The sequence below is a fragment of the Mesorhizobium sp. INR15 genome, assembly GCF_015500075.1.
Classification (GTDB): domain Bacteria; phylum Pseudomonadota; class Alphaproteobacteria; order Rhizobiales; family Rhizobiaceae; genus Mesorhizobium.
Genome location: NZ_CP045496.1, coordinates 4,304,624 through 4,326,978 on the forward strand (window position 1 = coordinate 4,304,624; position 22,355 = coordinate 4,326,978).

Annotated in this window: 14 protein-coding genes; 8 read left to right on the forward strand and 6 right to left on the reverse strand. The window is 62.1% G+C overall.

Features of this window, described 5'->3' with window-relative positions; translation table 11 throughout:
* Window position 1: 1 nt before the first annotated feature.
* The 3 genes from trpC to GA829_RS20915 are packed head-to-tail and all read right to left on the reverse strand — an operon-like array spanning window position 2 to window position 3,719.
* Window positions 2-814, reverse strand: coding sequence for an indole-3-glycerol phosphate synthase TrpC (gene trpC, locus GA829_RS20905; RefSeq protein WP_195174575.1), 813 nt, complete (start codon window positions 812-814; stop codon window positions 2-4).
* Window positions 815-819: 5 nt separating this feature from the next.
* Window positions 820-1,830: an anthranilate phosphoribosyltransferase gene (gene trpD / locus GA829_RS20910; RefSeq protein ID WP_195174576.1), complete on the reverse strand. Its 1,011-nt coding sequence runs from the start codon at window positions 1,828-1,830 to the stop codon at window positions 820-822.
* A complete protein-coding gene (locus GA829_RS20915) occupies window positions 1,827-3,719 on the reverse strand; it encodes a SurA N-terminal domain-containing protein (protein WP_195174577.1) in 1,893 nt (630 codons plus the stop codon). Before GA829_RS20915 ends, trpD begins: the two co-directional genes overlap by 4 nt.
* A 232-nt stretch (window positions 3,720-3,951) precedes the next feature.
* Here GA829_RS20915 and tpiA point away from each other — a divergent pair, with 232 nt between their 5' ends.
* The 5 genes from tpiA (at window position 3,952) to GA829_RS20940 (ending at window position 9,022) form a co-directional block, all read left to right on the forward strand.
* On the forward strand, window positions 3,952-4,719 hold the full coding sequence (gene tpiA, locus GA829_RS20920) for a triose-phosphate isomerase (protein ID WP_195174578.1): 768 nt from the start codon (window positions 3,952-3,954) through the stop codon (window positions 4,717-4,719).
* A gap of 171 nt (window positions 4,720-4,890) precedes the next feature.
* The gene (gene secG, locus GA829_RS20925; protein WP_195174579.1) at window positions 4,891-5,367 is read left to right on the forward strand and encodes a preprotein translocase subunit SecG; all 477 of its coding nucleotides are present in this window, start codon (window positions 4,891-4,893) and stop codon (window positions 5,365-5,367) included.
* A 212-nt stretch (window positions 5,368-5,579) separates the two neighbouring features.
* On the forward strand, window positions 5,580-6,686 hold the full coding sequence (locus GA829_RS20930; protein WP_195174580.1) for a L,D-transpeptidase family protein: 1,107 nt from the start codon (window positions 5,580-5,582) through the stop codon (window positions 6,684-6,686).
* A gap of 138 nt (window positions 6,687-6,824) precedes the next feature.
* Window positions 6,825-8,462: a CTP synthase gene (locus GA829_RS20935; protein WP_308462070.1), complete on the forward strand. Its 1,638-nt coding sequence runs from the start codon at window positions 6,825-6,827 to the stop codon at window positions 8,460-8,462.
* A 20-nt stretch (window positions 8,463-8,482) separates the two neighbouring features.
* On the forward strand, window positions 8,483-9,022 hold the full coding sequence (locus tag GA829_RS20940; protein WP_195174582.1) for a DUF1697 domain-containing protein: 540 nt from the start codon (window positions 8,483-8,485) through the stop codon (window positions 9,020-9,022).
* 68 nt (window positions 9,023-9,090) lie between these two features.
* On the opposite strand, the gene GA829_RS20945 is transcribed toward GA829_RS20940, so the two are convergent.
* The gene (locus GA829_RS20945; protein WP_195174583.1) at window positions 9,091-10,548 is read right to left on the reverse strand and encodes an NCS1 family nucleobase:cation symporter-1; all 1,458 of its coding nucleotides are present in this window, start codon (window positions 10,546-10,548) and stop codon (window positions 9,091-9,093) included.
* A 319-nt stretch (window positions 10,549-10,867) separates the two neighbouring features.
* Here GA829_RS20945 and GA829_RS20950 point away from each other — a divergent pair, with 319 nt between their 5' ends.
* On the forward strand, window positions 10,868-11,170 hold the full coding sequence (locus GA829_RS20950; RefSeq protein WP_195174584.1) for a DUF982 domain-containing protein: 303 nt from the start codon (window positions 10,868-10,870) through the stop codon (window positions 11,168-11,170).
* A gap of 123 nt (window positions 11,171-11,293) precedes the next feature.
* On the opposite strand, the gene GA829_RS20955 is transcribed toward GA829_RS20950, so the two are convergent.
* The gene (locus GA829_RS20955) at window positions 11,294-11,653 is read right to left on the reverse strand and encodes a YybH family protein (protein WP_195174585.1); all 360 of its coding nucleotides are present in this window, start codon (window positions 11,651-11,653) and stop codon (window positions 11,294-11,296) included.
* A gap of 620 nt (window positions 11,654-12,273) precedes the next feature.
* Here GA829_RS20955 and GA829_RS20960 point away from each other — a divergent pair.
* A complete protein-coding gene (locus tag GA829_RS20960; protein WP_195174586.1) occupies window positions 12,274-19,179 on the forward strand; it encodes a hypothetical protein in 6,906 nt (2,301 codons plus the stop codon).
* Window positions 19,180-19,344: 165 nt separating this feature from the next.
* Here GA829_RS20960 and GA829_RS20965 read toward each other — a convergent pair whose 3' ends face one another.
* The gene (locus GA829_RS20965) at window positions 19,345-20,367 is read right to left on the reverse strand and encodes an aminopeptidase (RefSeq protein ID WP_195179748.1); all 1,023 of its coding nucleotides are present in this window, start codon (window positions 20,365-20,367) and stop codon (window positions 19,345-19,347) included.
* Between the two features lie 1,145 nt (window positions 20,368-21,512).
* On the opposite strand from GA829_RS20965, the gene GA829_RS20970 reads away from it, so the two are divergent.
* A complete protein-coding gene (locus GA829_RS20970; protein WP_195174587.1) occupies window positions 21,513-22,349 on the forward strand; it encodes a universal stress protein in 837 nt (278 codons plus the stop codon).
* The last annotated feature ends 6 nt before the right edge of the window (window positions 22,350-22,355 follow it).

Below are 22,355 nucleotides of genomic sequence, written 5' to 3' on the forward strand. Positions count from 1 at the left end.
TTCAGATGGCCTCGGCCGGCGCCTTGCCCGTCAGCAGCAGGCGCGTTGCCGTTGTCACGTCCTGTTGCCGCATCAGGCTCTCGCCGACCAGGAAGGTGCCGATGCCGTGCTTTTGCAGGTTCAGGCAATCCTCATACGAGAAAATACCGCTCTCGCTCACCAGCAAGCGACCGTCAGGCACCATCGCCGCCAGCCGCTCCGAGGTGTCGAGGCTGGTCTCGAATGTCCTGAGATTGCGGTTGTTGATGCCAATCAGCCGTGACGAAAGTTTCAGCGCGCGCTCGGTCTCGGCCTCGTCGTGCACTTCGATCAGTGCATCCATGCCAAGCTCGAAAGCTGTCGCTTCGAGGTCCTGGGCCAAGGCGTCATCGACGCTTGCCATGATGATCAGAATGGCGTCGGCGCCCCAGGCGCGAGCCTCATGGACCTGGTAGGGGTCGAACAGGAAGTCCTTGCGCAAGGCCGGCAATGCCACCGCCGCGCGGGCTTTTGTAAGAAATTCCGGCGCGCCCTGGAAAGATGGCCCATCGGTCAGCACGGAAAGACAGGCCGCACCGCCTTTTTCGTAAGCCTTGGCCAGTGCCGGCGGATCGAAATCGGCGCGGATCAGCCCCTTGGATGGGCTTGCCTTCTTGATTTCGGCAATCAGCGCGAAGGCACCGGATGCGCGCCTGGTTTCCAGTGCGGCGAGAAAGCCGCGCGGCTTGTCGGCATCTTTCGCGCGTGCCTTGATCTCGGCAAGCGGCAAGCGTGCCTTGGCCGTAGCGATCTCCTCGCGCTTGTAGGCCTCGATCTTGCGCAGGATGTCGGACATCTTCTCTAACCGTTCGAAATCTCGATCAGTCTGTCGAGCACGGCAAGTGCCCGGCCGCTGTCGATGGCCTGTGTGGCGGTCGCGATGCCGTCGGCAAGCGTCGTTGCCTTGCCCGCCACCACCATGCCAGCGCCTGCATTCATCAGCACGGTATCGCGATAGGCACCGGCAGCGCCGCCCAGCATGTCGCGCAGCGCCTTGGCGTTGTAGGCCGCATCGCCGCCGCGCAGCTCGTCCTTGGTGTGGCGCTTCAGCCCGACCGCTTCCGGGGTCAAGGTAAAGGTTCTGATCTCGCCGCCAACCAGTTCCGCCACCTGGGTTTCGCCGGTGGTGGTGATCTCGTCATAGCCGTCGCCATGAGCAACCCAGGCATGTTCGGCGCCCAACGCCTTCAGCGTCTCGGCAACAGGCATTATCCATTCCGGCAGGAATACACCGACCATTTGCCTGCTAACGCCAGCCGGGTTGGAAAGCGGGCCAAGCAGGTTGAAGATGGTGCGCGTGCCGAGTTCGACCCGGGTTGGGCCGACGTGCTTCATTGCCGGATGATGCGCTGGCGCGAACATGAAGCCGACGCCGGCCTCGTGGATGCAGCGGCCGATCATTTCCGGCGCGATGTCTATCTTCACGCCGAGCGCGATCAGCACATCGGCGGAGCCGGTCAGTGAGGACAGGCCGCGGTTGCCATGTTTGGCAACAGGCACGCCGCTGCCGGCGATGACAAAGGCGGATGCTGTCGAAATATTCACCGAATGCGAATTGTCGCCACCGGTGCCGACAATATCGATAGCTCCGGCAGGAGCTTCGACGCGCAGCATCTTGGCGCGCATGGTAGCGACGGCGCCGGAAATCTCGCTCACCGTTTCGCCGCGCACGCGCAACGCCATCAGGAAGCCGCCGATCTGGCCAGGTGTCGCATCACCAGACATGATGATGTCGAAAGCCTCGCGCGCTTCCTCAAAGGATAGCGCGGTGCCGGTCGCGACCTTGGCGATATGGGTTTTCAGCGCGCTCATCTGGCCAGGGCTTGGGCTACGGCGGCCTGATCGACGCGGACGTCGTATTGCGTCTGCAACTGCGCAACCAGTTGGTCGAGCAGATCGTCGGACATGCCGGAGGTGAAGGATTTCTGAGCGTCGTCCGGTACGGAACTGGCGTCGGCGCCGGCGGGCTCGAACACTTCGGCGACCTTGAACAGAATCTGTCCGTCGCCGGTAGGTGAAGGGATAAGCCCGGTGCCGCCTTCGCCAAGGCCAAACATCGTGGCCGCGCCTTCCTTGCCGAAGTCGACGTCATCGGTATCGCGCTTGACGCCGCGTTTGGTCTGTTTTTCCAGCTTCAGCTCACCGGCAATGGCGTCGAGTGTTACGCCTGCCTTCAGCCGCTTTTCAAGCTCATCGGCCTTGGCCGTAAGCCGCTTGGTCGTCTCCTCGGCAGTCCAGTCGGCGATCACCCTCTGACGCACTTCGTCGAGGGTGCGGTCCCGTGCCTTGGTGATTGAATTGACTTCGTAGAAGACAAAACCATTGTCGGCCGTGGTCAGCGCTTCGTTCTCGGTCGCCGGCTCGGCCTCGAAGACCGCCTTGATCAGTTCCGGCGACTGCGGCAGGTCCTTGACGATGGTGCCGTCCGGCCTCAGGCCGGCGCGGTCGATGGCGTCAAGAGTAATGACTTTCAGCTTCAGCTTGGCGGCAGCCTCGGCGAGCGTGCTGCCCGAGGCGCGGGTGTCTTCATAACTGTCGCGCACGTCGAGCAGGATGCGGCTTGCTTCGCCCAGCGCAAGGTCCTTGCGGATCTGGTCGGACACTTCGCTCAGGGGCTTCACCACCTCGGGCTTGATCTCGGTGACACGCAGCAGGACCGGACCGAACGCGCCTTGCACGACCTGGCTGACTTCATTGGCATTGAGGGCGAAGGCTGCCTCGGCGACCGCCTTGTCGGCAACCTTGTCCTTGGGCAACGTGCCCAGCAAAGTGTCGGCCTGGGTCTTGCCTTCCGCCGTCACGAGCTTGTCGAAGGTTGCGCCGGCCTTGAGCGAATCAAGCGCTGCCTTGGCTGCATCCGGTGTCTTGAACACGAGCTGTTCGATGGTGCGCAGTTCGGGCGTGGTGTAGCGCGCCTTGTTCTTGTTGTAGTCGTCGCTGACCTGCTGGTCGGTGACCGCGGTGGTGTCCATGATGTCCGCTGGTTCAAGCCGGACATAGGAGAACTTGCGGTACTCGGGCGCCGCATAGGTTTTCTTGTTGGCGTCGAAATAGGTGGAAAGCACACTGTCCGCCGGCGCCTGAATGGGCTCAACGAGCGCCTTCGGCAGGCTCAGGTAGTCGATGGTGCGGTCTTCACCCCGATAAAGCGCAACCGCCTTGAAGAAAGTGTCCGGCGCCCTGAGGCCATCCGAAACCGCTTCGACGATCTGCTGGCGTACCGCCACCTGGGCGCGGTTCTTCAGATAGTCTTCCGGCCGCATGCCAACCTGACGCAGCATGTACTCGAAGGTTTTCTTGTCGAACTGGCCACCAGGGCCTTTGAAGGCCGGATCCTCGCGGGTCAACTCGGCCAACCGGTCCTTGGATAGGCCAAGGCCAAGCTTGCGGGCCTGCTCGTCCAGCACGGCGCCGGAAACGAGTTGCGCCAGCACCTGGTTGTCGATGCCTAGCGCCTTTGCCTGCTCGTGGCTGATGCGCTGGCCGAACTGCTGCGACATGACGCTGAGCTGGCGATCATAGGCGAGCCGATACTCGTTGATCGACACCTTGGTACCGCCAGCGGTGATGACCGAGTCGTGGCCGGCCAAGCCGCCCATCAAGCGGCCGGAGATGCCCCAGGCTGCGAAACTTACCACCAACAGTGAAAGCAGCGTCTTCGCGACCCAGGTCCCTGCCGCGCTTCTCAAGATACCAAGCATGGTTACTTCCGATTTATGCGCATTTTTTCGCATGCGCCGAGTCTGAAACAAGCGCAATAGCGCCCTTCCGGCCCACTGTCGATTGCTTTGTGGCCTGATTTTGGTAAGCACGTTCAGCAAAGTGTGGCACGGTTTTGCGACAGGAACCTGCGACAAAACAAACCCAAGCGACGAAGCAAGCGATGTCTGCTTGGTGCGTGCGCTGCTCAATTTCGCCCGGAGAAGCAAATCCATGACGCCAGGAATTCGCCCGCTCGTTGCAGGAAACTGGAAAATGAACGGCACCAGCGCTTCGCTCAACGAACTCCGGATGATCGGCAACGGCTTCATGAGCGGGCTGGACGCGGAAACCGAGGCACTCATTTGCGTCCCCGCAACCCTTCTGGCTCACGCCGCCGAGATCCTTTCGCGGACCCCGGTCCATGCCGGCGGTGAGGATTGCCACCCTAAGGAAAGTGGCGCCTACACGGGTTGCATCTCTGCGGAAATGCTGAAGGACGCGGGCGCAAGCCACGTTATCGTTGGCCATTCCGAATGCCGCGAGCAGCGCGGCGAGGATGATGCGACGGTCCAGGCCAAGGCGTCCGCGGCCTGGCGCGCCGGGTTGGTCGCCATCGTCTGCGTTGGCGAGACGAAGCAGGAGCGCGAAGCCGGCGCCGCGCTTGATGTATTGTCACGCCAGGTCGCCGGTTCGGTGCCGCCTAGCGCCACGCCATCCAACACCGTTGTTGCTTATGAGCCAGTGTGGGCGATCGGCACCGGGCTGACCCCGACCGCCGCCGATGTCGCCGAAGCGCACGCGCATATTCGCGCCAAACTGTCGGAGAGACTTGGAAGCGCGGCGGCGAAGATGCGCATTCTTTATGGCGGCTCCGTCAAACCGTCGAACGCGGTCGAACTGCTCGGCGTCAACAATGTCGACGGAGCGCTGGTCGGCGGCGCCAGCCTCAAGGCTGCTGATTTTCTCGCCATAGCCGAGGCCTACCGCAACATCTCTTGATGTCATTAGCCCGCGACAAGTAGATCGCGTCGGGATGGAAATCGTTGCAAAGGTGACATCGATTCCCATATTCCGGCCACGGGCTTGGAAATGCCATCAAAGCATTGTATTGAGCCGCCTCCAATTCACCGGTCGTGTTCGCGGCCGGGCAAGGTCTTGCCAGGATAAATTATGGAAACCGTACTGATCGTCATCCATCTCATGGTTGTGCTCGCCCTCGTGGGCGTTGTGCTGCTGCAGCGTTCCGAAGGCGGTGGCCTCGGCATCGGTGGTGGATCAGGCTTCATGACCGCACGCGGTGCCGCCAACGCGCTGACCCGCGCAACGGCAATCCTGGCCGCGGCCTTCTTCGTCACCTCGCTGACCTTGTCGATCGTTGCGCGCTACGGCGAGAAGCCGATCGATATCCTTGACCGCGTGCCCGCCACTTCGGATGGCGCCGGCAAGGGCGTGCTCAACCAGTTGCCTGGAACGACAGCGCCAGCGGCGCCCGCCGGCACAACCAAGCCGACGCCGCCAACCGGCAACGATGCCGCCGCGAAGCCTCCGGCGAACGCTCCGGCAACACCACCGGCAGCTGGTTCGACGACTCCGCCGGCCGCGAACGGCGTTACCTTGCCGGTCACCCCGCAGGTCCCGAACCAGTAAAAGGCTGCTGGCCGCCAACGCAATCTGTTGTCGTTTGAACACAGTCGCGGCAAATGCCGCACGGTCACGAAGATTCGATCGGGTCAAGCGCGACAGCGCGCTTGAGAGGTCTCCGCTTAATCGACTATAGATTGCGCGCGGCATTTCCGGCGCCCTTGGGGGGTGCGGGGAGACGCCGTGGGCAACAAGCATAGAACGATCGGATCTTCGCCATGCAGCTTCGCAGCTTCATTTTCCTGGGACTTTGCGCCGCACTCGGCATGAGTTCACCAGCCTTCGCCGGCATGCCGGCCGCACATCCTTCGGTTGAGAAAACCGATGCCATCAACGTCGCCGCCAAAAGCGATGCGGCACAGTTGAAGCTTCTCAAGAAGAAGAAGAATCAGACGTCGGACGACCTTGCCCAGATCAAGAAGATCGAGGCCAAGATTGTCGCTGACAAGGAAACGGCTCGCGACAAGGCGCTCGAGGCCAGAAAGCTTGCGATGCGTGAGGCGGCGAAAGCCCGGGCCGACGCGGAACGGCAAGCTTTCATGGCCCAGAAGGGTCAGTCGGCGGCTGTCGTGGCCGACGCGAAACCTGCCAAGAAGACGGCCAAGATCATCGAACCGGTTGAGCCGATCGCCCCGATCGCTTCGGCCGAGCCGATCCCGGCCGAAGCGATGAATGTGGCGCTCACCGGCAACAATGGCGAGCTGCGCAGCGAGCCGGTCGGCCAGAAGCAGCAGAGCGCCGGCCTTTTCGCCGGCCTGTTTGGCGGCACATCCTCGTCTTCATCCCTGTCGTTGCTTCCTGAGACGCGGGCTCTCGACTCCGCCCTTGCCAAGAAGGAAGCCAAGAAGCAGTTCAAGGTGAAGCCGGAGTTCGTGCCGCAGGACGTGGAATTCACGGGCTACGACGCCGGCACCATCGTCATCGACACCAACGCGCGCCGGCTCTACCTAGTCGAATCATCTTCGACCGCTCGCCGCTACGCCATCGCGGTCGGCCGTGAAGGCCTGCAGTTCAAGGGCACGGTTGCCGTTGGCGACAAGCAGGAATGGCCGCGCTGGATCCCGACACTGGACATGCAGAAGCGCGAGCCGAAGCACTACGGCCAGTTCAAGGACGGCATGCCCGGTGGTGGCCAGAACCCGCTCGGCGCCCGCGCCATCTATCTCTATGACGGCAAGAAGGACACGCATCTGCGTATCCACGGCACCATCGCGCCGCAGTCGATCGGAACCAGCGCCTCCAACGGCTGCTTCCGCATGATCAACGAGCATGTGATGGACCTCTACAGCCGCGTCAGAGTGGGTACCAAGGTCGTCATCATCTGACGCCTGCGTCCATATTGCCAAAAGGGCCGGCTCAGCCGGCCCTTTTGTTTTGCCTTGTCCACGACATCAGCGCCATCTTGGGAAAAAGCCTTCGCGGTGGTTTTTTCTCTGGCGGAATCAATTCAGCCGCGTTAAGCGATGACTCCCATGGCGCGATATGTATTCATCACAGGCGGCGTGGTTTCCTCACTCGGAAAAGGCATAGCCGCAGCGGCCCTTGGGGCTCTCTTGCAGGCGCGGGGCTATCGCGCACGCATCAAAAAACTCGACCCTTATCTCAATGTCGATCCCGGCACGATGTCGCCATACCAGCACGGTGAAGTCTTCGTCACCGATGATGGGGCGGAAACCGACCTCGACCTTGGCCACTATGAGCGCTTCACAGGCCGCTCCGCCAATCAGCAGGACAACATCACCACCGGTCGCATCTACAAGAACATCATCGAGCGCGAACGGCGCGGCGATTACCTCGGTGCGACCGTACAGGTCATTCCGCACGTTACCGACGAGATCAAGAATTTCGTCCTCAACGGCAATGACGACTACGACTTCGTCCTGTGCGAGATCGGCGGCACCGTTGGCGACATCGAGGCGATGCCGTTCCTTGAGGCGATCCGACAGCTCGGCAATGATTTGCCGCGCAACAATGCGGTCTACGTCCATCTGACGCTGATGCCCTATATCCCCACTGCCGGCGAATTGAAGACCAAGCCGACCCAGCACTCGGTGAAGGAGCTGCGCGGCATCGGCATCGCACCCGACATCCTGCTGGTCCGTGCCGACCGCGCCATCCCCAAGGAAGAGCGCCGCAAGCTTTCGCTGTTCTGCAATGTCAGGGAAAGTGCTGTCATCCAGGCGCTCGACGTCCCGCACATCTACGATGTGCCGATGGCCTACCACAAGGAAGGGCTTGATTCGGAAGTGCTGGCCGCCTTTGGCATCGATCCGGCACCGAAGCCGCGCATGGACCCTTGGCAGGCGGTCTCCAACCGTATCCACAATCCGGAAGGCGAAGTCACAATCGCCGTGGTCGGCAAGTATACCGGCCTCAAGGACGCCTACAAATCGCTGATCGAGGCACTGTCGCATGGCGGACTGGCGAACCGCGTCAAGGTCAAGCTGGACTGGATCGAATCGGAGATCTTCGAAAAGGAAGACCCGACGCCATGGCTGGAAAAGGTGCATGGCATCCTCGTTCCCGGCGGTTTTGGCGAGCGTGGCTCCGAGGGCAAGATCCTGGCAGCCAAATTCGCCCGCGAGCGCAAGGTGCCGTATTTCGGCATCTGCTTCGGCATGCAGATGGCGTGCATCGAGGCGGCGCGCTCGCTGGCAGGGGTTGAACATGCATCCTCGACCGAGTTCGGCCCGACCAAGGAACCGGTCGTCGGCCTGATGACCGAGTGGCTGAAGGGCAATATGCTGGAGAAGCGCCGGGAAACCGGCGATCTCGGCGGCACGATGCGGCTCGGCGCCTATCAGGCCGAGCTCGCCAAGGGATCGAAGATCGCCGATATCTATGGCGACACCCAGATTTCCGAGCGCCATCGCCACCGTTACGAAGTCAACATCGACTACAAGGAACGGCTCGAGGATTGCGGCCTGGTGTTCGCCGGCATGTCGCCTGACGGCGTGTTGCCGGAAACGGTCGAATACCCCGACCATCCCTGGTTCATCGGCGTGCAATATCACCCCGAGCTAAAAAGCCGCCCGCTTGAGCCGCATCCGCTGTTCGCCAGCTTCATCGAGGCGGCGGTGGAGCAAAGCCGGCTGGTTTGACGGCCATCGGCAGGCCGGCCATGCAAACCTATGTCGCGCTCCTCTACAGCATCATCCTGGGCGAGGGGCGCCGGGTCGTCATGTCCGACCTCAAGGCGATGGCGCAAGACATCGGGCTGAAAAATCCGCGCACCCTGGTGGCAACAGGCAATCTCGTCTTCGAAACATGGGAGACGCCTGTCGCTGTTGTCGAGGAGCAACTTGAGGCTGCCTTCGAAAAAACCTTCGGCAAACATGTCGACATCATCGTGCGCGGGGCACGAGACTGGCGGGCGCTCGCGGCCGGCAATCCGTTTCCGGCCGAATCGGCCGATGCCGGGGACCAGGTGGCGGTGCGCGTGATGCGCAAGCCTGTTAGAGACGAGGCCGTGGCCACGCTAAAGTCTTATATCGGCGAGGATGAGAAGATGCTGGCCGTCGGCGGCGACATCTGGATCGTCTTCTCGCGCACCACGCCAAATTCCCGCCTGCTGACGGCGGCAAGCCACAAACGTCTGGGCATAGGCACCTCGCGCAACTGGAATACGGTGCGCAGGCTGACCGACATGGTCGGAGAGTAGGCAGTAGGCAGTAGGCAGTAGGGAAGCAGTTCCCTATTCCCTAGCCCCTACTGCCTATTCCCTCATTTTCAGGCCTTGGCCATCTTGGCGCCCGCACTCACGGCCGCGGTGCGCAGCACGTAGTAGATGACACCGGCGATGGCGACGCCGAAGAACCAGCCATAGACCCCCCACCAGGCTGGCAGCCAGTTGGTGAAGTTGGGCAGGATCGAGGAGAAGATGGCGCCGATGCCGGCGGCGATGAAGGCATTGACGTGCCAGCCGCCCTGGAAGCGGAACTCGCCGTCTTCGCGATAGAGTGCCTCGACGTCGACCTCACCCTTCCGGATCAGATAGTAGTCGACCATCATCACGCCGAAGATCGGGCCCATCGTCGCGCCGATGATGTTGACGAAGGAAGCAGCGCTGCCTTCCCATGGTGCGAAGGGGTAGAGCACGAGCGCGATCACGGCCGCGATGTAGCCGCCCTTCTTGAAGTCGATCTGCCGCGGGAAAACGTTCGAGAAGTCGAAGGCCGGCGAAACGAAGTTCGCCACGACATTGATGCCAAGCGTCGCCACGGCGAAGGTCAAGGCCGCGAGTGCCGCCAGGAACCAGCTGTCGAATTTCGCCGAGATCTGGTCAGGGTGCAGCAGCACTTCACCGTAGACGTCAAAGGCGGCGATGGTGGTGACGCCGGCGACCAGCGAGAACAGGATGAGGTTGATCGGCAGGCCCCAGATGTTGCCCTTGCGTAGCGCAGCCTTGTCGGGTGCATAACGGGCGAAATCGCAAAAATTGAGATAGAGCGCCGAGAAATAGGTCACCCAGATCGCCGCCACCGCAAACAGCGATGTCCACGACCCCGGCGTGCCGGGCACACCTGCATCCTTGGTCTTGTCCAGCAGCACATCCATCGGGATGTCGCTGGTGAAGGCAAATCTTCCTGACTTGACGCAGAGATAAATGGCCAGGACCAGCATCATGACCCACACCGCCGGGCCGGCCCAGTCCTGGAAGCGGCGCACCGTTTCCATGCCGTTCTGGATGATCAGCAATTGCAGCGCCCAGATGACCACGAAACAGATCACTTCGAGGCCGGTATGGCCGAGGAAATGCGTGCTGGCGTTGAAGTCAGCGAACCATTGCGAGCGGATCAAAAGCGCCACGATGGCGCCAGAGGCGGCGGCTGTCTGCGCGCCGTACCAGAAGCAGGCGACGACAGCGCGCACCAGGGCTGGAATGTTGGCACCCCAGATGCCGAAGGAGGCCCGGGCTAGCACGGGGTAGGGCACGCCAGTCTTGACCCCGGCATAGCCGACCATATTCATCATTACGTAGATGATCAGTGATCCGATGCCGATGGCGATGATGAAATTGACGAAGCCGCCGCAAAACAGAAACAGGCTTGCCGCGAGGTAGTAGCCCCAGAGGCTGTGAACGTCCGAAGTCCAGACGTTGAAGATCGAAAATGGTCCCCAGTTCCGGACTTTGGCCGGAGCCAGATCCTCGTTGTAAAGATCAGGTGAAGCGCCTTGTATTGTCATTTGCAACGTCCCCTTTTGCAGCACGCGCCCTCACGCGTTGACCGCGCAGGTTAGGCCCGCCGCAGGGGAACCGGCAACCGATCCATTTGCCGGCTTTCACCTTAAAGATATTCAATGAGAAACACGCTTATCGCGCGGGCAAAATGGTTGGCCGATATCTTTGAGCGGGAGGCGATTCGGCGTTGGCAAGGACCGAGGGCTTTCAGGCTAAGGCGGCCAAATATTCTTCGCAGCGCTTACTTTTTTCGTGGAACCAATCTTCGAGTGGTGAGTTTTATCCAGTTCGATCGAACACATCGCGATCGACCGGGAGGAAATGATGGATCGCTTGCACTTTTTTTCGCCGGTGCGGATTTTGCGCGGGCAGGGTCACCCTGTTGAAGAAGTTGATAGTGTTGCCGAGGCTATGGTCTTCTTGCGGAAGTGGCCAGCAGGGCGGCGCGGACCAGTCTACCAATGCGCATTGAATTGCTGTTCCGCAGCTCTGACCGGCCAGATGTCGGCAGAAGAAGCCAGGAAGGCATTTACCGGCTTTGCCCGGATTACACGCTTGCTTGACGACGACATGGCTTTGCCGATCAGCAGCGACAGTATGGATCGCGTATACGCGCTGCGGCGCTGACGCATCGATTCAGGACAGGTTTGACGTCTCGAGCCGTAGCGGCGCGAGCATGAGCAGTTGCATGCCCCAGCCAGGCGGAAACAGCAACAAACAGGCGCTGCCCGAAAGACACCGGCCGGCTGCCTAGGTGACAGAATGGCGGTCTATCACCCAAAGCCAGGTTCCGTCGTTTTGGCGCCTTGCCACTTCGCTGGTCACATCACCGTCGGGAAGTCGTGTCGAAGTCAGCGCAAGATCACCGCAGACAAGGGCAGGGCGCTGTTCTCCAACCGTGAATTTCCGGCCCGTCGCAACGAGCTCCGCATAGTAGTTTCGAATGGCTTTGCTGCCACGCAGCAATTGGCCGTGGCCACAGTCTATGACCGCGTCCAGCTCGAACAGGGCAGCCATGCCTTCGACGTCGCCAGCGTGTTGTCTCGATATCAGCAGAGGTTCGAGCTGCTGGGGATCGTAGGCAGGCGTTCTCCTGGTTGTGTGGCTCATGATGCACTCGGCTCCTTCCGTGAGGCAGTCTAGCGCAGTCTGCTTCGGCATGCTTGGATCAGGTCAACCATTGTATGGTTCAGAGCGGGGAGCGCTTGCTTGCGCGGACGTGGGATTGGTCAAGAAACAGCCAAAACAAACATGTCCGAGGAGCACGCTCGAATCGCTCAAACATCATTGACTGGATTTGATTCCATCCTTGGGCGCCGGATTTTGAGCAATCGCGGCAGCGGATCGATTTCGATGGCAATCGGAGGCAGTTCACCTTTTGCGTGAAAAGCAAAACGCACCCAGAAAAAGTCCAGATCGGGAGTGGGCCTGTAATCCTCCCGGCTGACTCCAGCGAGCACACGTCCATCCAGTGTGGTATGCTGGGCAGGATATGGCATTTCCTTTGTATGTATCGGTAATATCAGAGAAATACCGCCTTCTTGCAAAGCTCCCAAACAGCGTCGCAGTACAGTCGGGGCACTCGCCCGGCTTTACCGCGCGGCAATCCTCGCTGACTCGGCGTCAGGCGATGCCATTGACAGAGACCTGACGCGGGGTCACCCAGAGTTGGTTCCAGATTCGGTCCGTGGGGACGGATGGAACATGGATGGCCCGGGGGGGCCGCGGCGATGACGAAGATCAAGACGGCCAAGCAACCGATGTTCGGTCGTGGAAGGGCATTGCGAGCCTGTGTTTTCGGCCCGGGTGCAGTCGCCGCCGTGACGGCGTCGTTCCTTTTGTTGACCCCGCCCGCGGCGCGCGCCGCCATCATCGTCGGCGGTCAAGTCACCAATCCGCACACGGGGCTGCTGGAGACCGTGGTCAAGGACCTCGGCTCGGGCTGGGCGCTCACCTCGGTCACCGTCTTGTCTGTCGTCCACTACAATGCGATCCTGGTCGATGCGCCGGCCCCACTAAACAGCACGTATGTCTCAGCGGGAATCACCTACACGGTCGTTGGCGAAACTAAGGATCCCGTCACCAACTTGATCCTTAGTTTCACAGTCAAAAACGAGACCGACACCAATCATCCGCAGACGGTAATCGACGCCTACAAACCGGACATCTTCGACAATAGCGGCGCGGCAGGCGGCGCCGGCAGCGGCAGTTCCGGCACACAGAGCAACGGCGCGGTCTACGTCGACCGTCAGGTTGGCTCTCAGGGCTCGGGCGGCAGCAATGGCTATGGCGTCCACATCGACCTTGGCCTCCTGGGCAGCGTCACCATCGGCTATGACGGATCGAGTGGCAGTCCCGGCGGCACCGGGCCGACCGTCGGCGTCACTCTCGTCAATGGTGTCGACGGGCCCTATGGAAACAACGTCGACAACACGCCTGCCGTCACCGTCGCAAGCATCGGCGGCAATGGCGGCAATGGCGGCGATGCCTATGGCGCGCTCGGCCCCTATGACGGCGGCGCGGCGGGCGCCGGCGGCACGGTTACGCTGCATAATTCGGTCAACCTGACCACCGGTGGCGACAACTCGCCCGGCATCTTCGCGCTTAGCAAGGGCGGCAAGGGCGGCAATGGTGGCAGTGGCTACATCCTCAGCCCAAGCGGCTCCGGCGGGCCGGCGACGACCGGCGGTACGGTCACGATCATCAATAGCGGGCACATCATCACCACCGGCAAGAAATCGTCCGGCATCTTTGCCCAGTCGATCGGCGGCGCGGGCGGCGGCAGCGGCGACAGCTTCGGCATTGTCGGCTTGCCCGGCTCGGCGACTTCTGGCGGCAATGGCGGCACAGTCACCGTCACCAACAGCGGCGCCATCGAAACGTCGAAAATAGAGTCGCATGGCATCTGGGCGCAGTCGCTCGGCGGCAGCGGTGGTAATGCGGGCGATGCTGGCGGCATCGTCGCGCTCGGCGGCAAGCTCGGCGGCGGCGGCGGCACCGGTTCCACCGTCACGGTCAACAACAATCGTGGCGGCGACATCACCACGCAGGGCGTCGGCGCCTATGGCATATTCGCGCAGTCGATCGGTGGTGGCGGCGGCGCGGCCGGCGATGTCGGCGGGCTGGTCGCGATCGGTGGTTCGGGCGCGGCTGGTGGCGATGGCGGCACAGTCGTCGTCAACAATGCGGCGGGGACCACCATCATTACCTATGGCGGCACCAACCCCAACGCCCATGACGTCGGCGCGGACGCGATTGTGGCGCAGTCGATCGGTGGCGGTGGTGGCTCGGGCTCCAACAGCGGCGGCCTGGTAGCAATAGGCGGCGATGGCTCGGCCGGCGGGATCGGCGGCTCCGTCACCGTCAACAATGACGGCACGTTGATCACGATCGGCCCGAAGGCGCGCGGCATCTTCGCCCAGTCGATCGGTGGCGGCGGCGGCAATGGCGGCGACAGTGGCGGCGCGGTCGCCATTGGCGGCTCCGGCAGCGCGACCAGCAATGGCGGCATTGTTACGGTCAATAATACCGGCCGCATCACCACGGTCGGCACCGCTATCCAGGCGGAGTCGATCGGCGGCGGCGGCGGCGATGGTGGCTCCAGCGGCGGCCTCTTCTCCATAGGCGGCTCCGGCGGCGGCGGCGGCGATGGCCTCAAGGTCACCGTCAATTCCTCCGGCCCTCTGACCACCAGCGGCAATGACGCCGTCGGCATTCTGGCCCAGTCGCTCGGCGGCGGCGGTGGCAATGGCGGCGGCTCGTATAGTGTGGGAGCGCCGATCTCGATCGCCATCGGTGGCGCCGGCGCCAAGGGTGGCAACGGCGGATCGGTCGAGGTCAACCACGTGACCACGCCGGGTGATCTCAGCCACCTTGTCGCCTCCGATATCCATACCGGCACTCGCAACACCGATGGTCAGGGCCATACCGTTGTCACTGGTGCCAAGGCCTACGGCGTCTTCGCGCAATCAGTCGGCGGCGGCGGCGGCAGGGGCGGTCTCGCTGTCTCGGTGGCGAGCGGCACCTCCGGCGCTGGCGCCAGTTTCGCGATCGGCGGCAGTGGCGGCCCTGGTGGCAACGGCAAGGACGTGACTGTCAATTACAAAGGCAACATCACCACCCAAGGCGACAGCGCCTACGGCATCTTCGCGCAGAGCGTCGGCGGCGGCGGTGGCGATGGCGGTGGTGCCGTTGCGGTCAGCGGCGGTGGCGCATTCAGTTTCGCTCTCGCGATGGGCGGCGCTGCGGGTGTCGGTGGCATTGGCGATATCGTCACTGTCAACACCACGGGCGGCACGATCGAGACCTATGGTCTCCAAGCCTTCGGCATCTTCGCGCAGTCGGTCGGCGGTGGCGGCGGCAATGGCGGTTTTGCCGGCGGCGGCACGATCGGCGCGGTTGCGCTGACCGTAACGCTTGGCGGCAAGGGGGCCGCGGGTGGCGTCGCCAAGGCGGTCACCGTCAACAATGCCTCGACGATTGTCACCCATGCGGACGGGTCGATCGGTATCAATGCGCAAAGCGTTGGCGGCGGTGGCGGCAATGGCGGCTTCTCAATCGCCGGTGCGCTCGCGGTTGGCGCGATATCGGCCGCCGTCGGCGGCAATGCGGGCGACGGCAGCAGTGGAGGCACCGTTACGGTCAACAACCAGGGCGACATCAGCACCACGGGCATCAAGGCTTACGGTATCCTCGCGCAGTCCGTGGGTGGCGGTGGCGGCAATGGCGGTGGGGCTATCGCCTTCTCGATCGCGGTTTCGCCTGATCCGGAAGAGATTCCGGCGGTCGCCGTTTCGGTCGCGGTTGGCGGCAAGGGCGGTGTCGGCAGTATCGGCGACACGGTGCATGTCATAAATGGCGGCGACATCACCACCAGTGGCACGGGAGCCCATGGCATTTGGGCGCAATCGGTCGGCGGCGGTGGCGGCACTGGCGGCTACGCCGGAGCGGGCTCGGGCTCAATGGGGCCGGGCGCCAACATATCGGTTGCCGTTGGCGGCACGGGCGGCACCGGCGGGAACGGCGGCACCGTCATCGTCGATGCCGGCAAGAACGCGCTCGGCGCGGTCGTCCCCGACTCCACCATCACCACCTTCGGCCTTGGCGCAGACGGCGTGCGGGCGCAGTCGATCGGCGGCGGTGGCGGCGATGGCGGCTTCGCGATCGGCGTCAATCTCGGCATCAACAACAGCAACCTGCCGCTCGCGTCGATCGGCGTCACAGTCGGCGGCCAGGGCGCGCTTGGCGGTGATGGTTCGAGCGTCACAGTCAACAACTGGTCGATCATCCGTACCTATGGCAGCAATTCGGCCGGCGTCTTCGCACAGAGCGCCGGCGGCGGCGGTGGCGATGGTGGCAATGCAATCACTGCGGTTGGAAGCTGGGCCAACGCGACCAGCTCGAGCGCGCAGAATACCAATGTCTCGGTGGCCATCGGCGGCAATGGCGCCCTCGCCGGCGACGGCAAGGACGTCAACGTCAACAATCACGGCAACATCGAGACCGGCCTCATCACCACCAACAAGGACATAGCCGGCGATACTGTTGTCACCGGCAACAGCGCCTATGGCATCTTCGCCCAATCGATCGGCGGCGGTGGCGGCATCGGCGGCCGCGCCAACTCGATCAACGTGCTGGTTGGCAAGGGCGAGGCGCCCGAGGATGCCCTCATCAACGTCGCCATGTCGGTCGCGGTCGGCGGCAAGGCCGGCGCCGCTGGCGACGGCGGAACCGTAACCGTTACCAATGACGGCAGCATCACGACCAACGGTTCGCTTGCCGACGCCATTTATGCGCAAAGCGTGGGCGGCGGCGGCGGCGCGGGCGGCAACGGCATTCTCGGCACGGACGAGTTGATCCCGGTTCCGGCAGCGCTGATCGCCAACGTGCTCTTCGGCAAGACCAAGATCTACAGCGCGCTTGGCGCGGCCGTCGGCGGCAATGGCGGTGGGGCAGGCATTGGCGGCGTTGTCAACGTCACCAATACCGGCAACATCACCACGAAGGGCAGCAATTCCAACGGCATCTTCGCCCAGTCGGTCGGCGGCGGCGGCGGCGTTGGCGGCAAGGCCAATATCGGTGCCACGGGAACGATCGGTGTCGGCGGCAAAGGCACCAGCGGCGGCAACGGTGGCATCGTCCACGTCATCAACAACAGCACCGGCAAGATCGAGACCTTCGGCGCGGCCTCCAACGGCATCTTCGCGCAGTCGGTCGGCGGCGGTGGTGGCGTTGCCGGCAATGTCGATCGCGTGCTGGCGAACGGGCTCGGGCCTGTCCCGGCGCTCAATCTCGGTATCGGCCAGGCCTTCGGGCAAGGCGGCGGCAATGGCGGATCGGGCAAAGCGGTAACCGTCGAGGGCACCGGGGCGATCATCACCCATGGCTCGTCGTCGTCCGGCATATTCGCCCAGTCGGTCGGCGGCGGCGGCGGCATCCTGGGTACGCTCGGCAACGAGCTGATCCCGGGCGTGAGCGTCGTCACGAATTGGCGCATCGGCAGCAATGGCGACGCCGGCGATTCAGGCGATATTCTCGTCAGACATTCCGGCACGATCGATACCTATGGCGACAGTTCCATCGGCATTTTCGCGCAAAGCAACGGTGGCAAGAAGGATGCGGCACAGCAATATCTCGGCACCGCCGGCACCGTCACCGTCGATCTCACCGGCTCGGTGGTCACCCATGCGGTCGGCACCGATGCGATTGTCGCACAGAGCAAGGCCGTGGAAGGCAATGGTAACATCGCCATCAACCTGAAGAGCGCCTCTGGCCTTGTAAAGGGCGGCGCCACCGACGCGACCCATACCGGCGTCGGCGTCTGGATCATCGACGGCAACAACAACAGCATCAGCAACAAGGGCACGATCACGACGGCGAGCGGAACGGATGGCGGCTGGGCGATCCTTTCCGGCGCCGGCAAGGAGGATGTCACCAATTACGGCACGGTCACCGGCTCCTTCGATCTCGGCGGCGGCGCCAACAGCTTCACGAACATGCTCGGCGCAACCTTTAACGCAGGCGCCGACGCGAAGGTAGGCTCGGGCTATCTCTTCACCGACAACGGCTATTTCTCGCCAGGCGGCGACGGCAAGGTGATGACGACCAACCTGGTCGGCAATTGGAACCAGTCCTCGACCGGCGCCTACAAGCTCGACGTCGACCTTGATCCGGCATCCGACTTCATTCATGTCATCGGTACGGCCGATCTGAACGGCGCGGTCGACGTGAACATAGTGGACCCATCCGCGGCGAAGCCCGGCAGCCAAGACTTCCTGATCCTGCAAGCCACAAACGGCGTGACCCACAACGGGTTGAAGCTGAACGCCGTGCCGAGTGCGATCGCGCAATACGAACTGCTTTATCCGAATTCGAAGGAAGTCCACCTTAACGTTGACATCACCTTCGCCCCTACCGGTTTGACCCGGAACCAGACCCCGGTCGGCGACGCGGTCAATGCCATCCAGAGCGGACCAACCTCGCCGAGTTTCAAGAAGATCGCCGGGGCGTTGTTCTACATTCCCACGATCGATCAACTTGGCGCGGTCTATGATTCGATCTCGGGCGAGGGGGTTTCCGGCGTCGAACAACCGCAGTTCGATACATATGAAGCCTTCTTCGCCTCGATGAGCCGTCAAGCTGATCTCTGGCGTACCGGCCTCGGCACCGACCCGACGGATAACGTTCTTACACCGCAGGCCTATGATGAACCGGCGAAATCAGGAAAGGATCCGTTCAAAGCCTTGCAGCCCGACGACCGGCGCTGGAGCTATTGGGCGACCGCGGGCGGAAATAGTGGCGAGATCAGCGGCGATGCTACCGTTGGCAGTGCCGACAGCGTGTACAAGGGCGGCAGCTTCACAGCGGGTCTCAGTTCCACGGGCGACTCCGATGTGCAGATGGGCTTCGCGCTCGGCGGCGCCGCAACCTACTTCACCGTCGGCGACCGCCAGACATCAGGCAACATCATCAGCGGTCAGGCCGGTGCCTATGTCGCGCGCAAGTGGGATCAGTTCTATGTCAACGGCGCGCTTGCCTTTGGCCTCTCCAACAACAATGTCCACCGCGCCACGGCGGTGCCGGGCTCCGGCTCGCCGCTCGATCCGGTGGCCGGAATCACCGAGAATTGGCGCAGCAATTTCCTTAGCGCCGGTCTCGGCACCAACATCGAGGCTGGTTGGCGGCAGCAGGTGGGGGACAGCGCCATCACCCCGTTCGCCGCCTTGCAGTTCTCACTGATGTCGATGGACGGCTTCGATGAAACGTCGCTCGACGGCAACGCTTTGGGCCTGAGCTTCGAAAAGCGCGTCATCACCTCGCTGCCGGTGTCGCTCGGTCTGCAACTCGACACCACAGTCAGCCTCGGTGACGGCGGCAGTTCGCTGCAGGCCTGGGGCCGTGCGGGCTGGGTGCACGAATTCCAGCCCGACCGCTCGATCCAGCCAAGCTTCCAGGCAGCTCCCGGCCATTCGTTCGTGATTGAGGGCGCCTCCGCGGCAGAAGACGCTGTCGCCGTCAATGCAGGTCTGAAGATGAACTGGAGCAAGAAAACCTCCACGTTCGCCACCTTCGACGGCAAGTTCGGCGAAGGTGTGCGGACCTACGGCGGCAACGTCGGGTTCAAGGTGAACTGGTAGGACCGGGTTACCTGGACAGGTTTCGATCCGAAACGCATGGTTCTGTGCTCGCCGGCAGCTAAGGACGGAGCCGGCTGCACGTTCACGACATGAACTCTGCCCGAGCCTGACGATGAGCTTGGGATCGATGATTTCGCGAGGCAGAGACCGGGTCCCGTGCTTCTGTCAATAACAGCTATCCGCTGCCTTCAGCGTTTCGGCACGGAGAGGTTTCGGCAATTCGGCGATCCGCCGAACAGAGGCGTAGAACCTTGGATAATCGCCTGAACACAGGTCGTACAAGTGAAGAAATGCCGGGACCTGTTCGCCGTAGACGGCAGTCGCGGCAAGCTTTGCGTTGTTGATCGGGGCATCGAACCAGGCGTCGTATCCCCGGTATCCGGCCCAGCGCTTGTCGCGCATTTGACGGTAGCGCACCCGCAGCGTGTCGATCGTGGCTGCCTTGGCAGCCGCCATCTGCTCAGCGCTACGGGAACTTTCATAGACCTGCTGTAGCTCGTTTCGGGTTTTCGACAACAGTCCGAGAAAGTCCGCACTGCGCTTGCGATCGGCTTCGTAGCGGCGCAATCCGGCGTGATCGCCAGCAGCGCCGAGCCATTTTCTCACGCCACTGGTTTCCACGGCAACCGCGAAAGCCTCATTGAACGCGGAGTCACCGTTTACATAGATGCGCTGATGCGCGAGCTCATGAAAGACAAGGCTCGCGAGATACGTGTCGTCCTGACGGAACATGGTGCTTAGCAGCGGATCGCTGGACCAGCCCAGTGTGGAATATGCGGTGACGCCAGAGACATAGACGTCCAGGCCCTGTCCATGAAGCTCGACCGCAGTCTCAGTCGCGGCCTTCCGGTCAAAATACCCCCGGTACGGAACGCATCCGAAAACTGGAAAGCACCACGTTCGGGGCGTCAGGGAGAATTGCGGCGCGGCAAAAACGGCCCAGGTGACAGCCTCTCGACCGATGTCGACATAGCTGCGGTAGCTGTTGTTTTCGGGCAGTGCCAGCTCGTCTATTGCAAACCGCCGAATGGCGCTCGCCGATCTCAACCTTGTTCGCAATGCCCCAGGTGTCGAAGGATCGTCGATCAGTTTTCCAATATTTTCGCGCGCGGCCATGATCTTCACATGGCCCTCCAACGACTGCGCATAGTAGGAAATGCTTGTGCAGCCGGTCACGCCGGACGCCATGAACAGCGCGGCAAGCAATCGAGAAAAGCGCGTCACAGTTTGCCCACCGCTTGTCCATCTCCATATAGAGCAAATGTACCGATTGCCCTGGTCTCAAGCAGGCGCAACAATTTTCGTCAAGGTCCGCCGGGGCAGTGGGTCGGAGTTTCGGCTCAGGTCGTTTCAAAGGCGATGCGGGCGAGGTCGACGGGGTCGATTTTGACTGGGCAGCCCATGAAGCGCCGCCGCGCGCGAGAGGATGAGCTCAATCTAGCCAATATCAATGCCGAAGAGAGGACTTGCCGACAGCGCACATGTCGTCGATATGAAGGTCGAGGAGCTAGCCAACGTCTCTCGCCGCGATCGACTTGACGTTGGGCGACCTTTGCGAAGAACCTGGAATTATCGTTCGGAGCGATCCAACGAATTGACACTATTGGAAAAATGACCGAATACCAACGATATACAGTGGCTATTGCCCCCATGATGGATGGGGCGGACAAGTAAGTAAAATCAGATAGTTATGGGAGATCGTGTGCAAAAACTGCACACGAAAGTTCTGCTTCTATTCCATTTCCGATCCTGCGATAGACCCGCCGATCAGTCTTTTGCCTGGCCGTGTCCCGCTACCAGTCGCCAGTTCGACCACGAGGATCGCCACCATATCCACACCCAGCCGTCTGTTGCCAGGTTGGTGTTTTGCGATCAATTGCGCGTCTCCGACGGTTTTCGGACTTTCTGCCGTGCGCCTCCGGCCAAATCGCATGTGCTTATTAAGGAGATTGGGCACCAGGACATACTTTTGGGCACGCTTGGCTATCGCACTCGCTCTGGAGCTGAATCCCTTCGGCAGTTCGTCGTAGCGAGATCTACCCCAGACGTCGCGATCGATCGCCTGCCGGGGGTTCGAGTCGGAAGAGCGCTACCGCCTTTCCCCCACTCATCGAACCGTCAGTTCAGGCTCCGTTGCTACGGCTGAGCGATTTGGCTACCTGCGGGGTCAGAAACTTGAATCTCTTCGAACTCCCCGGGATCGATGAAGCTGTGAATTACAAATTCGCCGTTGACGGACCGCATTTGCGCTAGGTCAAAGCTCGTCTCGTCCATGCGACTACAGGATGTTGCGAAGGATGGCAGTGGGCCGTCCGACGATGGAGACGATCCCAATGAAGCTGATGGCATCTCTGTCCTTGGCGACGTATCCAGACGCGAGCTCCTCGAAAATCGCAGCGAACGCGGTCGCTCTCGTCAAGCAGATCGACGCGGCGCTGCATGCCGTTGCCATTAATGTCGACATCCCCGACGTTTCGAACGCGCTCTCAAATTATTTGCTGGACCTTCCCTACAAGATACAAGAGGTCGAGGCGACCAGTCGCAAGCGTGGCAAAGATCTGCTCGAGGCAGTTATCCAAGAGGCCGCGCACGCGGAGGTGACCCTCAGCACGCAGGAGTTGGCTGCACCACCGGCCTTGATGGGCGATGTTGCCGCGAAGCATTCCCGCTATTTCGATGTCTGTCTGGTGGGCTGGGCGCCGGCCAACCAGACGGCGCGGATGTTAGCCGAGGCGATCCTGTTCGGCTCGGGCCGACCGACCCTGCTTCTTCCCGACTCCACGGACGTTGGGTCCTTTGGACATGTCGTTATCGCCTGGGACGGCAGCCGAGTGGCTGCACGGGCTGTTGCCGACGCGCGGGCGTTTCTTGAACGTGCCTCGACGATCACCGTTTTGACCGTCACCGACGAAAAGCCACTTCCGGGGCAGGGCATCGGCGAACGCCTTGCGCTGGGCTTGAGAACGCGTGGTCTGGTGGCCGAGGCTGTCTCTATTCAGGCAGGGGACAGTTCAATCGGAACGGCGCTTCAGGAGCATGCTCTCAAGATCGGCGGCAACCTGCTTGTGATGGGCGGATACGGCCACTCCCGCGTTAGGGACTTCGTGCTTGGCGGTGCCACCGAAGGCATTCTCGCGGATCTGCGCCTGCCTGTTCTGCTGTCGCATTAGGTCGTG

Coding starts and splice junctions, on each gene's coding strand:
- trpC (WP_195174575.1), bottom strand. CDS start 814: ATGTCCGACATCCTGCGCAAGATCGAGGCCTACAAGCGCGAGGAGATC.
- GA829_RS20940 (WP_195174582.1), top strand. CDS start 8,483: ATGCAAACCTATGTCGCGCTCCTCTACAGCATCATCCTGGGCGAGGGG.
- GA829_RS20950 (WP_195174584.1), top strand. CDS start 10,868: ATGGATCGCTTGCACTTTTTTTCGCCGGTGCGGATTTTGCGCGGGCAG.
- tpiA (WP_195174578.1), top strand. CDS start 3,952: ATGACGCCAGGAATTCGCCCGCTCGTTGCAGGAAACTGGAAAATGAAC.
- GA829_RS20965 (WP_195179748.1), bottom strand. CDS start 20,367: ATGGCGTCCGGCGTGACCGGCTGCACAAGCATTTCCTACTATGCGCAG.
- trpD (WP_195174576.1), bottom strand. CDS start 1,830: ATGAGCGCGCTGAAAACCCATATCGCCAAGGTCGCGACCGGCACCGCG.
- GA829_RS20970 (WP_195174587.1), top strand. CDS start 21,513: ATGAAGCTGATGGCATCTCTGTCCTTGGCGACGTATCCAGACGCGAGC.
- GA829_RS20945 (WP_195174583.1), bottom strand. CDS start 10,548: ATGACAATACAAGGCGCTTCACCTGATCTTTACAACGAGGATCTGGCT.
- GA829_RS20960 (WP_195174586.1), top strand. CDS start 12,274: ATGACGAAGATCAAGACGGCCAAGCAACCGATGTTCGGTCGTGGAAGG.
- secG (WP_195174579.1), top strand. CDS start 4,891: ATGGAAACCGTACTGATCGTCATCCATCTCATGGTTGTGCTCGCCCTC.
- GA829_RS20935 (WP_308462070.1), top strand. CDS start 6,825: ATGACTCCCATGGCGCGATATGTATTCATCACAGGCGGCGTGGTTTCC.
- GA829_RS20930 (WP_195174580.1), top strand. CDS start 5,580: ATGCAGCTTCGCAGCTTCATTTTCCTGGGACTTTGCGCCGCACTCGGC.
- GA829_RS20915 (WP_195174577.1), bottom strand. CDS start 3,719: ATGCTTGGTATCTTGAGAAGCGCGGCAGGGACCTGGGTCGCGAAGACG.
- GA829_RS20955 (WP_195174585.1), bottom strand. CDS start 11,653: ATGAGCCACACAACCAGGAGAACGCCTGCCTACGATCCCCAGCAGCTC.